The organism is Pseudomonas sp. SBT1-2 (genome assembly GCF_028640875.1).
Classification (GTDB): Bacteria; Pseudomonadota; Gammaproteobacteria; order Pseudomonadales; family Pseudomonadaceae; genus Aquipseudomonas; species Aquipseudomonas chlororaphis_I.
In genome coordinates this window covers 55,933-71,428 of record NZ_JAQZAA010000120.1, presented here as the reverse complement: position 1 = coordinate 71,428, position 15,496 = coordinate 55,933, and the positions used below count along the sequence as shown (strand labels likewise).

8 protein-coding genes, 2 tRNA genes and 3 rRNA genes are annotated in these 15,496 nt (G+C 58.9%); 10 read left to right on the top strand and 3 right to left on the bottom strand.

What is annotated here, in order from left to right; genetic code table 11:
* Positions 1-207: 207 nt before the first annotated feature.
* From PVZ78_RS31555 to PVZ78_RS31520, 8 genes are all read left to right on the top strand, one after another.
* Positions 208-1,744, top strand: a 16S ribosomal RNA gene (locus PVZ78_RS31555).
* A 65-nt stretch (positions 1,745-1,809) separates the two neighbouring features.
* Positions 1,810-1,886 (top strand) — tRNA-Ile (locus PVZ78_RS31550).
* A 26-nt stretch (positions 1,887-1,912) separates the two neighbouring features.
* A tRNA-Ala gene (locus PVZ78_RS31545) sits at positions 1,913-1,988 on the top strand.
* Positions 1,989-2,227: 239 nt separating this feature from the next.
* Positions 2,228-5,119, top strand: a 23S ribosomal RNA gene (locus PVZ78_RS31540).
* A gap of 147 nt (positions 5,120-5,266) precedes the next feature.
* Positions 5,267-5,382 (top strand): 5S ribosomal RNA (rrf, locus tag PVZ78_RS31535).
* Together the 16S, 23S and 5S rRNA genes with 2 tRNA genes alongside form the textbook arrangement of a ribosomal RNA operon.
* Positions 5,383-5,531: 149 nt before the next feature.
* Positions 5,532-6,191 (top strand): paraquat-inducible protein A, encoded by a 660-nt coding sequence (locus tag PVZ78_RS31530; RefSeq protein WP_038635160.1) that lies wholly within the window; start codon positions 5,532-5,534, stop codon positions 6,189-6,191.
* The gene (locus PVZ78_RS31525; protein WP_007930128.1) at positions 6,178-6,801 is read left to right on the top strand and encodes a paraquat-inducible protein A; all 624 of its coding nucleotides are present in this window, start codon (positions 6,178-6,180) and stop codon (positions 6,799-6,801) included. The genes PVZ78_RS31530 and PVZ78_RS31525 overlap by 14 nt, the downstream gene beginning before the upstream one ends.
* A complete protein-coding gene (locus PVZ78_RS31520) occupies positions 6,794-9,097 on the top strand; it encodes a PqiB family protein (RefSeq protein ID WP_016703650.1) in 2,304 nt (767 codons plus the stop codon). The genes PVZ78_RS31525 and PVZ78_RS31520 overlap by 8 nt, the downstream gene beginning before the upstream one ends.
* Before the next feature lie 151 nt (positions 9,098-9,248).
* On the opposite strand, the gene mksF is transcribed toward PVZ78_RS31520, so the two are convergent.
* Genes mksF through mksB form a run of 3 tightly spaced genes read right to left on the bottom strand, consistent with a single transcriptional unit; the run spans position 9,249 to position 14,066 of the window.
* Positions 9,249-12,092 carry an Mks condensin complex protein MksF gene (mksF, locus tag PVZ78_RS31515; RefSeq protein WP_009050871.1) on the bottom strand — a complete coding sequence of 948 codons (2,844 nt, stop codon included), beginning with the start codon at positions 12,090-12,092 and terminating at the stop codon, positions 9,249-9,251.
* Positions 12,089-12,796, bottom strand: a complete 708-nt coding sequence (mksE, locus tag PVZ78_RS31510) for an Mks condensin complex protein MksE (protein ID WP_016703649.1) — start codon at positions 12,794-12,796, stop codon at positions 12,089-12,091. The genes mksF and mksE overlap by 4 nt, the downstream gene beginning before the upstream one ends.
* On the bottom strand, positions 12,786-14,066 hold the full coding sequence (gene mksB, locus PVZ78_RS31505; RefSeq protein WP_038636868.1) for an Mks condensin complex protein MksB: 1,281 nt from the start codon (positions 14,064-14,066) through the stop codon (positions 12,786-12,788). Before mksB ends, mksE begins: the two co-directional genes overlap by 11 nt.
* A gap of 181 nt (positions 14,067-14,247) precedes the next feature.
* Between mksB and PVZ78_RS31500 the strand changes: the two genes are divergently transcribed.
* Together PVZ78_RS31500 and rimI are read left to right on the top strand one after the other, a co-directional pair.
* Positions 14,248-15,033, top strand: coding sequence for a hypothetical protein (locus PVZ78_RS31500; RefSeq protein WP_028684162.1), 786 nt, complete (start codon positions 14,248-14,250; stop codon positions 15,031-15,033).
* Positions 15,026-15,478, top strand: a complete 453-nt coding sequence (gene rimI, locus PVZ78_RS31495) for a ribosomal protein S18-alanine N-acetyltransferase (RefSeq protein ID WP_007930137.1) — start codon at positions 15,026-15,028, stop codon at positions 15,476-15,478. Before PVZ78_RS31500 ends, rimI begins: the two co-directional genes overlap by 8 nt.
* The last annotated feature ends 18 nt before the right edge of the window (positions 15,479-15,496 follow it).

The following is a 15,496-nucleotide window of genomic DNA, read 5'->3' as shown; positions in this document are numbered from 1 at the left end:
TGCTGTAGAATGCGCGCCTCGGTTGAGACGAAAGACTTAACCAACCGCTCTTTAACAACTGAATCAAGCAATTCGTGTGGGTGCTTGTGGAGTCAGACTGATAGTCAGAAAGATTATCAGCATCACAAGTTACTCCGCGAGAAATCAAAGATGTAACCAACGATTGCTGAGCCAAGTTTAGGGTTTTCTCAAAACCCAAAGATGTTTGAACTGAAGAGTTTGATCATGGCTCAGATTGAACGCTGGCGGCAGGCCTAACACATGCAAGTCGAGCGGTAGAGAGAAGCTTGCTTCTCTTGAGAGCGGCGGACGGGTGAGTAATGCCTAGGAATCTGCCTGGTAGTGGGGGATAACGTTCGGAAACGGACGCTAATACCGCATACGTCCTACGGGAGAAAGCAGGGGACCTTCGGGCCTTGCGCTATCAGATGAGCCTAGGTCGGATTAGCTAGTTGGTGAGGTAATGGCTCACCAAGGCGACGATCCGTAACTGGTCTGAGAGGATGATCAGTCACACTGGAACTGAGACACGGTCCAGACTCCTACGGGAGGCAGCAGTGGGGAATATTGGACAATGGGCGAAAGCCTGATCCAGCCATGCCGCGTGTGTGAAGAAGGTCTTCGGATTGTAAAGCACTTTAAGTTGGGAGGAAGGGTACTTACCTAATACGTGAGTATTTTGACGTTACCGACAGAATAAGCACCGGCTAACTCTGTGCCAGCAGCCGCGGTAATACAGAGGGTGCAAGCGTTAATCGGAATTACTGGGCGTAAAGCGCGCGTAGGTGGTTCGTTAAGTTGGATGTGAAATCCCCGGGCTCAACCTGGGAACTGCATCCAAAACTGGCGAGCTAGAGTATGGTAGAGGGTGGTGGAATTTCCTGTGTAGCGGTGAAATGCGTAGATATAGGAAGGAACACCAGTGGCGAAGGCGACCACCTGGACTGATACTGACACTGAGGTGCGAAAGCGTGGGGAGCAAACAGGATTAGATACCCTGGTAGTCCACGCCGTAAACGATGTCAACTAGCCGTTGGGAGCCTTGAGCTCTTAGTGGCGCAGCTAACGCATTAAGTTGACCGCCTGGGGAGTACGGCCGCAAGGTTAAAACTCAAATGAATTGACGGGGGCCCGCACAAGCGGTGGAGCATGTGGTTTAATTCGAAGCAACGCGAAGAACCTTACCAGGCCTTGACATCCAATGAACTTTCCAGAGATGGATTGGTGCCTTCGGGAACATTGAGACAGGTGCTGCATGGCTGTCGTCAGCTCGTGTCGTGAGATGTTGGGTTAAGTCCCGTAACGAGCGCAACCCTTGTCCTTAGTTACCAGCACGTAATGGTGGGCACTCTAAGGAGACTGCCGGTGACAAACCGGAGGAAGGTGGGGATGACGTCAAGTCATCATGGCCCTTACGGCCTGGGCTACACACGTGCTACAATGGTCGGTACAGAGGGTTGCCAAGCCGCGAGGTGGAGCTAATCCCATAAAACCGATCGTAGTCCGGATCGCAGTCTGCAACTCGACTGCGTGAAGTCGGAATCGCTAGTAATCGCGAATCAGAATGTCGCGGTGAATACGTTCCCGGGCCTTGTACACACCGCCCGTCACACCATGGGAGTGGGTTGCACCAGAAGTAGCTAGTCTAACCTTCGGGAGGACGGTTACCACGGTGTGATTCATGACTGGGGTGAAGTCGTAACAAGGTAGCCGTAGGGGAACCTGCGGCTGGATCACCTCCTTAATCGACGACATCAGCTGCTTCATAAGCTCCCACACGAATTGCTTGATTCATTGAAGAAGACGATTGGGTCTGTAGCTCAGTTGGTTAGAGCGCACCCCTGATAAGGGTGAGGTCGGCAGTTCGAATCTGCCCAGACCCACCAATTACTGGTGCACCCTGTAGCGATACGGGGCCATAGCTCAGCTGGGAGAGCGCCTGCCTTGCACGCAGGAGGTCAGCGGTTCGATCCCGCTTGGCTCCACCATTACAGATTGGTGTCCATCGTTTAAAGCTTAGAAATGAGCATTCCGCTGATTGGCGATGAATGTTGATTTCTGATCTTTATCAGAATCGTTCTTTAAAAATTTGGGTATGTGATAGAAAGATAGACTGGATAGCACTTTCACTGGTGTTTATTCAGGCTAAGGTAAAATTTGTGAGTTTAATCGCGAATTTTCGGCGAATGTCGTCTTCACAGTATAACCAGATTGCTTGGGGTTATATGGTCAAGTGAAGAAGCGCATACGGTGGATGCCTTGGCAGTCAGAGGCGATGAAAGACGTGGTAGCCTGCGAAAAGCTTCGGGGAGTCGGCAAACAGACTTTGATCCGGAGATGTCTGAATGGGGGAACCCAGCCATCATAAGATGGTTATCTTGTACTGAATACATAGGTGCAAGAGGCGAACCAGGGGAACTGAAACATCTAAGTACCCTGAGGAAAAGAAATCAACCGAGATTCCCTTAGTAGTGGCGAGCGAACGGGGACTAGCCCTTAAGTGGCTTTGAGATTAGCGGAACGCTCTGGAAAGTGCGGCCATAGTGGGTGATAGCCCTGTACGCGAAAGTCTCTTAGTCATGAAATCGAGTAGGACGGAGCACGAGAAACTTTGTCTGAATATGGGGGGACCATCCTCCAAGGCTAAATACTACTGACTGACCGATAGTGAACTAGTACCGTGAGGGAAAGGCGAAAAGAACCCCGGAGAGGGGAGTGAAATAGATCCTGAAACCGTATGCGTACAAGCAGTGGGAGCAGACTTTGTTCTGTGACTGCGTACCTTTTGTATAATGGGTCAGCGACTTATATTCAGTGGCGAGCTTAACCGAATAGGGGAGGCGTAGCGAAAGCGAGTCTTAATAGGGCGTTTAGTCGCTGGGTATAGACCCGAAACCGGGCGATCTATCCATGGGCAGGTTGAAGGTTAGGTAACACTGACTGGAGGACCGAACCGACTACCGTTGAAAAGTTAGCGGATGACCTGTGGATCGGAGTGAAAGGCTAATCAAGCTCGGAGATAGCTGGTTCTCCTCGAAAGCTATTTAGGTAGCGCCTCATGTATCACTGTAGGGGGTAGAGCACTGTTTCGGCTAGGGGGTCATCCCGACTTACCAAACCGATGCAAACTCCGAATACCTACAAGTGCCGAGCATGGGAGACACACGGCGGGTGCTAACGTCCGTCGTGAAAAGGGAAACAACCCAGACCGTCAGCTAAGGTCCCAAAGTTATGGTTAAGTGGGAAACGATGTGGGAAGGCTTAGACAGCTAGGAGGTTGGCTTAGAAGCAGCCACCCTTTAAAGAAAGCGTAATAGCTCACTAGTCGAGTCGGCCTGCGCGGAAGATGTAACGGGGCTCAAACCATACACCGAAGCTACGGGTATCACGTAAGTGATGCGGTAGAGGAGCGTTCTGTAAGCCTGTGAAGGTGAGTTGAGAAGCTTGCTGGAGGTATCAGAAGTGCGAATGCTGACATGAGTAACGACAATGGGTGTGAAAAACACCCACGCCGAAAGACCAAGGTTTCCTGCGCAACGTTAATCGACGCAGGGTTAGTCGGTCCCTAAGGCGAGGCTGAAAAGCGTAGTCGATGGAAAACAGGTTAATATTCCTGTACTTCTAGTTATTGCGATGGAGGGACGGAGAAGGCTAGGCCAGCTTGGCGTTGGTTGTCCAAGTTTAAGGTGGTAGGCTGGAATCTTAGGTAAATCCGGGGTTCTAAGGCCGAGAGCTGATGACGAGTTACCTTTCAGGTGACGAAGTGGTTGATGCCATGCTTCCAAGAAAAGCTTCTAAGCTTCAGATAACTAGGAACCGTACCCCAAACCGACACAGGTGGTTGGGTAGAGAATACCAAGGCGCTTGAGAGAACTCGGGTGAAGGAACTAGGCAAAATGGCACCGTAACTTCGGGAGAAGGTGCGCCGGTGAGGGTGAAGGACTTGCTCCGTAAGCCCATGCCGGTCGAAGATACCAGGCCGCTGCGACTGTTTATTAAAAACACAGCACTCTGCAAACACGAAAGTGGACGTATAGGGTGTGACGCCTGCCCGGTGCCGGAAGGTTAATTGATGGGGTTAGCTAACGCGAAGCTCTTGATCGAAGCCCCGGTAAACGGCGGCCGTAACTATAACGGTCCTAAGGTAGCGAAATTCCTTGTCGGGTAAGTTCCGACCTGCACGAATGGCGTAACGATGGCGGCGCTGTCTCCACCCGAGACTCAGTGAAATTGAAATCGCTGTGAAGATGCAGTGTATCCGCGGCTAGACGGAAAGACCCCGTGAACCTTTACTATAGCTTTGCACTGGACTTTGAATTTGCTTGTGTAGGATAGGTGGGAGGCTTTGAAGCGTGGACGCCAGTTCGCGTGGAGCCATCCTTGAAATACCACCCTGGCAACTTTGAGGTTCTAACTCAGGTCCGTTATCCGGATCGAGGACAGTGTATGGTGGGTAGTTTGACTGGGGCGGTCTCCTCCTAAAGAGTAACGGAGGAGTACGAAGGTGCGCTCAGACCGGTCGGAAATCGGTCGTAGAGTATAAAGGCAAAAGCGCGCTTGACTGCGAGACAGACACGTCGAGCAGGTACGAAAGTAGGTCTTAGTGATCCGGTGGTTCTGTATGGAAGGGCCATCGCTCAACGGATAAAAGGTACTCCGGGGATAACAGGCTGATACCGCCCAAGAGTTCATATCGACGGCGGTGTTTGGCACCTCGATGTCGGCTCATCACATCCTGGGGCTGAAGCCGGTCCCAAGGGTATGGCTGTTCGCCATTTAAAGTGGTACGCGAGCTGGGTTTAGAACGTCGTGAGACAGTTCGGTCCCTATCTGCCGTGGACGTTTGAGATTTGAGAGGGGCTGCTCCTAGTACGAGAGGACCGGAGTGGACGAACCTCTGGTGTTCCGGTTGTCACGCCAGTGGCATTGCCGGGTAGCTATGTTCGGAAAAGATAACCGCTGAAAGCATCTAAGCGGGAAACTTGCCTCAAGATGAGATCTCACTGGAACCTTGAGTTCCCTGAAGGGCCGTCGAAGACTACGACGTTGATAGGTTGGGTGTGTAAGCGCTGTGAGGCGTTGAGCTAACCAATACTAATTGCCCGTGAGGCTTGACCATATAACACCCAAGCAATTTGCTTAAGAGCGAGTTGCGGTGTGTGAAGACGAAACGAACCGAAAGTTTGCACTACTCACAAAAGCACCACAAAGCTATTACATACCCAATTTGCTGAAGCGTCGAAAGACGAGTCGGCACACCGAATTTCTTGACGACCATAGAGCATTGGAACCACCTGATCCCATCCCGAACTCAGAAGTGAAACGATGCATCGCCGATGGTAGTGTGGGGTTTCCCCATGTGAGAGTAGGTCATCGTCAAGATTAAATTCCGAAACCCCAATTGCGAAAGCAATTGGGGTTTTGTCTTTTGCGTGCAGAAAAACGGTTCTTATCTCCAAACAATTTTGCACAGTTATTTTCGGGACGGACCTCTAGAATAGCTCCACGCCTTTTCAGAGCCAGAGCCTTGTATGTCAGATACGGTTGACGCCCCCGGGCTGTCGGAGTTGCCGCTGGATGACCTGGTGGCCTGCCACGAATGCGACTTGCTGATGCGCAAGCCAGAGCTGGCCCACGGAGAAAAAGCCCAGTGCCCCCGCTGTGGTTACGAGCTATACGCACACCGCCATAATGTCGTGGACCGCAGCCTGGCATTGGTTATTGCCGCGCTACTGCTCTATGTCCCCGCGAACTTTTTACCCATCATGCAGCTCAATCTACTCGGACAATCCTCTGAGGACACCGTATGGAGCGGCGTCGTCGGTTTGTTTAATACCGATATGCAGGGCGTGGCGGTGGTGGTGTTTCTCTGCAGCATGGGCATTCCATTGCTCAAGCTGGTCTGCCAGTTGTTCGTGCTCCTGAGCATTCGCCTGGACATAGGTCGCAGTTACGGCCTGCTGCTGTACCGCATTTACCACCACTTGCGGGACTGGGGCATGCTCGAGGTCTACCTGATGGGCGTATTGGTCGCCATCGTCAAGCTGGCGGACCTGGCTGCCATGACGGTCGGCCTGGGGCTGGTATGTTTTGTCAGTTTGTTATTGGTTCAGGTGTGGCTGGAGGTGGTCATGTCGCCCCATCAGATATGGGATGCCTTGGCGGGGGAGGATGCGCATGAGAGCAATTGATGCGGGCATTCTGGTCTGTAACGAATGCCATGAGCTGAACAGGCAGGAACCCGATACCGATGAGCAGACCTGCACCCGCTGCGGGGCCCTGGTGCATGCTCGTCGCCCCAACAGCATCATGCGTACCTGGGCGCTGCTGATTACCGCGGCAATCCTGTACATCCCGGCCAATGTGCTGCCGATCATGACGGTCACGTCGCTCGGCCAGGGTGATCCCAGCACCATCATGTCGGGGGTGATCGTACTGGTGCAGCACGGCATGATCCCGATTGCCGCGGTGGTGTTCATCGCCAGTATTTTGGTGCCCACTTTCAAACTGGTGGGGATTGCCCTGTTGCTGTTTTCGGTCCAGCGCCACCAGCCGTTATCGGCGCGGCAACGCATTTGGATGTACCGCTTTATCGAGTTCATCGGCCGCTGGTCGATGCTGGATATCTTTGTGATCGCCATCCTGGTGGCGGTGGTGAATTTCGGTCGACTTGCCAGCATCGAGGCCAATCTCGGTGCGGTGGCCTTTGCCAGCGTGGTGATTCTGACGATGCTCGCCGCAGTAACTTTTGATCCCCGACTGATCTGGGATAACACGGAGTCGGACGACGACAATGAGTGATTTGCCTAAAGCTAAAACCCGTCCGGCTTCGAACTGGTCGGCCATCTGGGTCCTGCCCCTGATCGCGCTGGTGATCGGTGGATGGTTGGGCTGGCGTGCCTATAACCAGACGGGTATCGAGATCCAGGTGCGCTTTGAAAGTGGCGAGGGCATCCAGGCCAACAAGACCGAAGTGGTCTACAAAGGGATGTCGGTGGGCAAGGTCAAGGCCCTGGCCCTGGATGACGAAGGCAACACCAGAGGGGTGATTGCCACCGTCGAGATGAACAAGGACGTCCAGCAATACCTGAAAAGCAGCACCCGTTTCTGGCTGGTCAAGCCGAGCGTGACCCTGGCCGGGATCACCGGCCTGGAAACACTGGTTTCGGGTAACTACATCGCCATCAGCCCGGGCGAGGGCGAGAATGCGCGCAAGTTCAAGGCGCTGGCCGAAGAGCCGCCGCTATCGGATGCCAAGCCGGGTCTGCACCTGACCATCAAGGCGGATCGCCTGGGCTCACTGAACCGCGGCAGCCCGGTGTTCTACAAGCAGATCCAGGTGGGCCAGGTGAAAAGCTACCTGCTCTCCGAAGACCAGAACACGGTCGAGATCAAAGTCTTTATCGAGCCGACCTACGCCAATCTGGTGCGTAAACATACGCGTTTCTGGAACGCCAGCGGCATCAGTATCGACGCCAACCTCTCCGGTGTGAAAGTGCGTAGCGAATCCCTGGCCAGCATCGTCGCTGGGGGTATCGCCTTCGCTACCCCGGAGAATCGCCGGGACAGCCCGCCCACCGACCCGACCCTGCCGTTCCGTCTCTACGAAGACTTTGACGCGGCGCAGGCGGGCATCCGGGTCAAGGTCAAACTGAGCGATTTCGAAGGGCTCCAGGCAGGCCGCACGCCAGTCATGTACAAGGGAATCCAGGTCGGTAACCTGAAGGCCCTCAAGGTCGACCCCGATCTGTCCAGCGCCACGGCGGAGCTGACCCTGGACCCCTTGGCCGAGGATTACCTGGTACAAGGCACCCAGTTCTGGGTGGTCAAGCCTTCGATCTCCCTGGCCGGCATCACGGGTCTGGAGGCCCTGGTCAAAGGCAACTACATCGCGGTGCGTCCCGGTGACAAGGGCGGCGCTCCGCAACGCGAGTTCGAGGCGCGGCCCAAGGCGCCGCCGCTGGACCTGCGCTCCCCTGGCCTGCACCTGGTGCTGTTTACTGAAAACCTCGGTTCGCTGGAGGTGGGCAGCCCGATTCTGTACAAGCAGGTCAAGGTCGGCTCGGTGCAGAGCTACCAATTCTCGCGGACCCGCAAGCAGTTGGTGATCGGCGTGCACATCGAGAAGGAATACGAAGGGCTGGTGAACGGTTCGACGCGCTTCTGGAACGCCAGCGGCGTCACCTTGACCGGTGGCCTGACCGGCGGCATCCAGGTCAAGAGCGAGTCGCTGCAAAGCCTGATGGCCGGCGGTATCGCCTTCGACACGCCGGAACCCAATGTGCCGCTGAAAAAGCGTATCCCGCGTTTCCGCCTGTATGCCGACAAGGAGCAGGCGACGCAGAAGGGCACGCTGATCAGCATCAAGGTCGATCGCGCCGATGGCCTGCGTTCGGGCACGCCTATCCGCTTCAAGGGCCTGGATGTCGGCAAGGTCGAAGACGTTGACCTGAGCGGCGACCTGCAGTCGGTGCTGCTCAAGGCCCGGATCACCGAAGTGCCGGAGCGTATCGCGCGGGTTGGCAGCCAGTTCTGGGTGGTCAAGCCGGAGCTTGGGTTGATCAAGACCGCCAACCTGGAAACCCTGGTGACCGGGCAGTACATCGAAGTGCAGCCGGCGGCGAAGAACCTCGGCGCGCAAACCAGCTTTGTCGCCTTGCCCCAGCCACCGGAAGCCGCGGTCGCCGAGGCCGGCCTGAGCCTGGTGCTGAGCGCAGAGCGTCGGGGCTCGCTGAAGATCGGCGTACCGGTGACCTACCGTGAAGTGACGGTGGGCAAGGTCACGGGCTACGAGCTGGGCCAGACCGCCGACCGGGTCCTGATCCATATCCTGATCGAGCCCAAGTACGCGCCGCTGGTGCGTGGCGGCACGCGCTTCTGGAACAGCAGCGGATTCGGTATCGACATCGGCCTGTTCAAGGGCGCGACGGTTCGCACCGAGTCGCTGGAAACCCTGATCCAGGGCGGTATCGCCTTTGCCACGCCGGATGGCGAGCGCATGGGCAGCCCGGCGCGGCCGGAGCAGACCTTCCCGTTGTTCGACAAATTCGAGGACGAGTGGCTGACCTGGGCGCCGAAAATTCCATTGGCTAAGTAACCCTTGTAGGAGCGAGGCTTGCCCGCGATAGCGATCTGACAGATGCATCGCTATCGCAGGCAAGTCGGATCGCCATCCGCTCGTTCCTACAGAAGCAAAAAAGGCCGTGATCGAAAGATCACGGCCTTTTTGTTTTACGGCTTCGGGCGGGTTACACCTCGTCCAGCTCCGCCTCGGCTTCCGGCTCGACGTTCCGGGTGGCCTTGACCTGATCGTGACGACGGATGTACTTCCAGTCCGCCTCGTCGATGTAGATACCGTTCGGGCCGCTGCCGCCTTCCAGGTCGATGGCGACCTGGGCCGAGACCTGCGGCTTCACACTGGCCAGGATCGGCACGAATCCCAGTTGCAGACTGGTTTCCAGCAGCGCTGCTTGGTTCTTCTCGTCGATGTCCGCGGCCTCGTCGAGGTAGTACGGCAGGCGAATGCGCCCGGCCTGCTCGCGATCCATCAAGTGCAGCAACAGGTACATGTTGGTCAGCGCCTTGATGGTCATGGTGGTGCCGTTGGACGCCGCGCCATCGATATCGGTGTGGATCACCGGCTGGCCATTGACCTTGGTGATCTCGAACGCCAGCTCGAACAGGTCCTTCAGACCCAACTGGTTATGGTTGGCCGCTACCAGGCGCGCCAGGTATTCCTTGGCCTCTTCGTTCTTGTTGTCCTGCTCGGCGCTCTGGCTCAGGTCGAACACCGACAGGGTCTCGCCTTCCTCGTACTGGCCGGCGCTGTGGATGATCTGGTCGATGTGCTTGAGGGCTTCCTTGTTCGGCGCGAGCACGATGCGGAAGCTCTGCAGGTTGGACACCTGGCGTTTGTTGATCTCGCGGTTGAACAGCGCCAGCTGGTGCTCGAGGCTGTCGTAGTCGCTGCGGATGTTGCGCAGGGTCCGGGCGATGTCGGTGACGGCTGCGCGACGCGCCTTGCCCAGGGTCAGGGCTTCGTCGGTGCGGTGCGCATAGGCGTTGATCAGCAGTTGCAGGCGGCGCTCCATGTCGTCTTCGCTGTCGAACTTGGCCACGCCCTTGAGGCGTACCTGGGCGTACAGCGCCTCGATCTGGCCATCGACCCGCTGCAGGCCCTGCCAGCTGTCCTGGTAGTCGTTGAGCAGGGGCAGCAGGTTGTCCATGGAGTCGTCCACCGGCTCCATGAACGGCGTGCCGAACGGCAGGTCCGCCGGCAACAGCTGGCGGCGGCGCAGGGCATCGTCGAGGGTGCGTTGCTTGGCTTCCATGTCGCTGATTTGCCGGCCCACCAGTTGCAGCTTGGCCGACAGCTGCTGGACGCGTTCGGTGAAGGCGTCGCTGGAGCGCTTGAGTTCGTCCTGGGCGGCTTCCATCTGCGCCAGCTGTTCCAGCTTCTCGCCTTCCTCGGCGCTCAGGGTCTGTGCGCGACGGAAATCTTCCAGGGCTTTCTGCGCATCCAGCACCTGCTGGTACAGCGCTTCGGTCTGGGTCTTGCTCGCGGCGCGGTCGGCCGCCACCGCGGCCTGGGTTTTCAGCTGCTTGAGTTCTTTGTCCAGGCGCTCTTTCTGGTCGCGCAGCGCTGCGCGGTCCGCCAGGGCCTGCAAGGCCGGCGGTTCGATGTGGGAAATGTCGATGGACAGGCCCGGCACTTCGAAGCGCTCGCCCTTGAAACCGTCGAGAATCAGCTCCACGGATTTGACCCAGTCGCCGTTCTCGTCCAGGGCGATGCCGTGTTCGCCCAGCGGCAGGCTGAACAATTGGCTGTTGAACAGGCGCATCAGGCGCTCGACGTCCTGCTGGGAGAACTCCTCGCGCAGGCGTGCATAGCTGTTGTTGTCGGCGTTATCGAGCTGCTGCTTGACCGACTTCAGACGTTTTTCCAGGTCGCGCAAGCGCTCTTCCAGGTCTTCGGCGGAGAACTGCCGGGACTGGGCCAGGGCGCCGGCCAGTTCGTCGTGGGCATCCTTGGCCGCCAGCAGTTGCTGCTCCAGGACCTTGACGTCGTCCACCAGGGCGAAGCGGTGCTTGAGCACCGAGAGTTCGCCGAGCCAGCGCTGGGTGCCGGTGATTTCCCGTTCCAGGCGCATCATTTCCTGGGTGCTGCTGCGCTGGTCGTTCTGCAGCGCGTCCTGTTCGTTGCGGTAGTGCTCGGCCTGGACGGTCAGCTCTTCCTTGCGCGCGCTGGCGTAGTCGGACCAGGTGCCCAGCAGCGAATCGAGCAGCGGCGACAGGCGATGCAGTTTGCCGCGCAGGATGTCGCGCTGCTTCACGCCGTTGCCCAGGGCTTCCACCAGGGGGCCTGCGGCCACCAGCGAGTTGTAGTCCTGCTCCATGCGGCGCACATCACGGAAGGCTTCTTCGCAGGCGGCGATGTAGTCGACGCTGCCGGAGCGCAGGCTGTGCTCGAAGGCGTCGAGGAACAGTTGCTTGAGCTTGGCCGCGGTGATTTCGCGCATGTGCAGCAGGTTGATGAACAGCGCGCGGAAGGTTTTCAGGCTCTGTTCGCTGGTGGAGCGCAGCGGGATCAGGGTCAGGTCCAGCGGAATCGAGGTATGCCCGCCCACCAGCAAGCGGCGCAGTTCATCCGGCTTGAGTTCATAAGCCTTCAGGCCCTGGCGCTCAAGGTTGGTGAACAGCTCCTTCAGTCGCAGGCAGGTGTCGTCCTTCTGGTAATGCGCCAGGTCCAGCGAGCCGGCATAGGCGAAGAACTGGTGACCGAAACTGCCGCCCGGACCGCGTCCGGCCACGCCGATCACGTGCGGGCCATGGGGCAGGGACACTTCCACCAGGATGTAGCTGGTATCGGTGGCGAAGTAGAAGCGCCGCGATTGTTCCAGGCTGTACTTGCCGAAGCTCATGTCCGACATGCGCGCCAGGATCGGGAATTGCAGGGCGTTGATCGAAGCCGACTTACCCAGGTTGTTCGCGCCGTAGACCGACAGCGGCTCTTCCAGCGGGAACAGGCCCAGGCTGTAGCCGGCGGTGTTCAAAAGGGCAAAGCGGCGGATGCCGTAGCGTTCCTTGCTCATGCGTCGAGCTCCTGTTCTTCGGCAATGGCGCGGGCCAGTGCGTCTTCTTCACTTTCTTCGGACTCGACGAATTCGCTGAGGTCCAGCGGATCGTCGGTCTGCAGCAGTTTTTCGTCGCTGTCTTCGTCGATCAGCACCGGCGTCGGCAACGGCAGCACGCTGTGCAGGCTGGCGGCCAGGTCACGGTCCTGCTGCACCGACAGGCAGACGTCGAGGAAGCGGTGCATCGGCGGCAGGAAGCGGTAGATGCCCGGCTCCTCGCCGGCAAAACCCAGTTGGGTCATGCGCCGCATGATTTTTTCTTCCAGTTCTTCATGGGTCTGTACTTCGGCCTGGATGAACAGGTCGCGGTACTTCTCCAGCAACGACGGCAGTTCGTCGCGGGCGAGGCTGCCGCCGTCGAGCACGGCGACCGGGTCGCGGCCCTGGTCGGCCAGGTGTTCCACCAGGATGAAGGTGAACAGCGCCAGGCGCTGGGCGGTCTTGTTCACCTGGGCGGCGGCGTTCTCCGGCACGAAGTAGTAGAAGCCGCGGGTGTCGCACACCAGTTCGAAACCCAGGGCCTTGAACAGGGTGCGGTACTGGTCCTGGAAGTTCGACAGCTGGGAATACAGCTCCGGGTCACGGCGGCTGATGTGATAGCCCTTGAACAGCTCGCGAAAGATCGGCGCCAGCTGGGACAGTTCGGAAAGATCAAGATGCATGGGGAGTGCTCGCAGAATTCTCGGTGACGTCATCGCGGGCCGAGAGCAGGGCGAAGGAGCGCAGGCTGACCTGGTGCTCGTGGGTGTGGTAGTCGCGGCGTTCCAGACGCTCGCGCTTGAAGCGTTTTTCCCGCGACAGGCGGGAGAACCAGTACAGCAGCTCGTCGGTGGCGCCGTCCGGTTCCTGCTCCAGCAGCCAGGTCATCAGGTCCGGCATCGGCAGCGCGTCTTCGCAGCGGTCGAGCATCTCGCGCACCGTGCGCGGCGCCCGTGGCGCATCGCCGCCCTTGTGGCTCTTGTGTGCCTTGGGGAAGCGCGTCGGCTTCGGCTCGAAGCTGGCCAGGGCGTAGACATAGGCCTCGACCTGGCCGGAGCTGCCGAGGAAGGTGCTCTGCGGTCGGGTGAACAGCGGCATGGCCGCTTGCGGCACGGCGTCGATGCCCTTGCGGCGGATGGCCGACAGGGCCAGGGCCGCGCCACGGGTCACGGCGTTGTGCCGGCGGGCTTCTTCCCGCAGCGGCAGCAGCAGTTCCCGGGCGTGACGCAAGGTCAGCTGGGCGCTGGTCTGCATTTCCAGGATCCGCGCGTGGGTGCGCAGCAGCATGTCGTCGTCCACCAGCTGGCCCAGGCGCTGCTGTTCGGTGAGCATGCGCAGCAGCACGTTCTCGACCTTGCGCACGCCTTGCTCGAAGGCGCCGTCGGCGTTCACCAGCTGGATCATCGGTTCGACGTATTCGTCCCAGGTGGCCAGTACCTCGGCGTACCGCTGGCGCAGGGGGATCTGCCGGTCGCTGGTCTTGGCCCGCTCGGCGACGGCCACCAGGGCCTGTTCGTCGTTGGCGAGCTTTTTCAGGACATCGCGCACGCGCATGTCCAGCAGGCGCAGCTGGCGGGCCAGGTCGTGGCCGTCGCGGATGTCGAAGGCGTCCTGGATATAACCGGCCAGGCGCTCGAGGTGGCGCAGGTAGGCTTCGATTTCCAGGCACAGGCCCAGGCGGTGCTCGCGCCGCAGGTAGGCGAGGAAGTCGTGGATCTGCGCGTTGAGCTCGAAACGGTTCGGGCTTTTCGCCACCGGAACCAGGATATCCAGGCGGATCCATACATCCAGCAGGCTGGTAATGTCCTGTGGCGTACTGTCAATTTGCTGTGCGGCCAGCTGTGAACGCAGTTCGGCGAGGCTCAGGGTGCCTTGGTCGAAGTGCTCGCACAGTGGCTCCAGAAGTGCCCAGTGTTCGGCGAGGGCGCGCAACACGCGCTTGGGTTCGATCATCGGAATGGCCGGCTGGTTGGCAATGAAAAGCGGCGATTGTACTGCATCGGAAGGCTGACGATTCACCCCTCGGTCCTGTCATGGGCTGGACGGGCGTTTTTTGTGGCGAATCAACTGCGGGCGATCTTCGACGAAGGACGGTAGAATCCCCCCACTTCAGTTATCCACAAGTGGCCGACCTTTGCTTATCGAGTCCCGCCGTCGCGCTTATCTGTCCGCCATGCAGGTGGTCAGCTGGCTGCCGCGCACCGAATTGCCCTTTGCGGCGCCGTCCCGTCCCGAGTTGCTGGTGATTGCCGAGCCCGTGGTCGAGGCCCCGGCAGCCCCTGCACCTGTGGCCAAAACGGTTGCCGAGCCTGTGGCCAAGCCTGCCGAACGACCGAAAATCGAAGTGCCGCGTCCCGGCAGCGCTGCCGTTCGTCCGGTCAGCAAGCCCGTGGAGGAGGCGGAGGAGGCCCCGGCACCGGTCAAGGCCCCGCCCGTGCCGCCACCGCGTTTCGCCTTGCAATTGCTGCGCGCCGGCCGTTGCCTGCTGCTGGTGGAGTTACCCACAGGCGAAGCCTTCCAGAGCCGCGACCCGGCCTACCTGCTGCTCAAGGACATGCTGCGCGCCGCCGGCCTGCCGGACAGCCCGCAGATCCTCGCCGAGCCGGTGCGCTGGCCGATGCTGACCCGCGGCAACCTCGACCAGGGGCCGGACGCGGCGCGGGATTTCGTCCAGGCCTTTGTCGGGGCGCGGGTCGAAGAAGAACCTTGCGTCTGCCTGTGGCTGATCGGCCTGCCGGCGGTACGTTTCGCGGGCGAGGCCGATGCGCAAGCCTACAACCGTGAACTCCAGGTCGAAGGCCTGGGCTCGGCCTGGGCGCTGCCCGGGCTGGAATTATTAATGGAAGAGCCACAGCGTAAGGCTGATGTCTGGCAAGCCATGCGTCGGCTGATGGCGCGTTGGAAAAGTAGCAATGAGTGACGCTTTATCGTTCCGCCAGGCCACCGAGGCGGATCTGGATGCCATCCTGAAAATCGAATACGCGGCGTTCAGCCATCCCTGGACCCGCGGCATTTTCACCGACGCCCTGAAGTCCTATGAAGTCTGGCTGATGTTCGAAGGCAGCCAGCAGGTCGGCCACGGGGTGATCCAGGTGATCATCGACGAAGCCCACCTGCTCAATATCACCGTCAAGCCGGAAAACCAGGGCCGCGGCCTGGGCCTGCGCCTGCTGGAAGAGCTCATGAAGCGTGCTTACCAGAAAGACGCGCGTGAGTGCTTCCTCGAGGTGCGCTCCAGCAACCAGACCGCCTATCGGCTGTACGAGCGCTACGGTTTCAACGAGGTCGGCCGTCGCCGGGATTACTATCCGGCGACAGGCGGGCGCGAAGATGCGCTGGTGATGGCCTGCACCCTGGTCGATTGACGAAGTATCAACCCGTTA

Coding starts and splice junctions, on each gene's coding strand:
- PVZ78_RS31530 (WP_038635160.1), top strand. CDS start 5,532: ATGTCAGATACGGTTGACGCCCCCGGGCTGTCGGAGTTGCCGCTGGAT.
- PVZ78_RS31525 (WP_007930128.1), top strand. CDS start 6,178: ATGAGAGCAATTGATGCGGGCATTCTGGTCTGTAACGAATGCCATGAG.
- PVZ78_RS31520 (WP_016703650.1), top strand. CDS start 6,794: ATGAGTGATTTGCCTAAAGCTAAAACCCGTCCGGCTTCGAACTGGTCG.
- mksF (WP_009050871.1), bottom strand. CDS start 12,092: ATGAGCAAGGAACGCTACGGCATCCGCCGCTTTGCCCTTTTGAACACC.
- mksE (WP_016703649.1), bottom strand. CDS start 12,796: ATGCATCTTGATCTTTCCGAACTGTCCCAGCTGGCGCCGATCTTTCGC.
- mksB (WP_038636868.1), bottom strand. CDS start 14,066: ATGATCGAACCCAAGCGCGTGTTGCGCGCCCTCGCCGAACACTGGGCA.
- rimI (WP_007930137.1), top strand. CDS start 15,026: ATGAGTGACGCTTTATCGTTCCGCCAGGCCACCGAGGCGGATCTGGAT.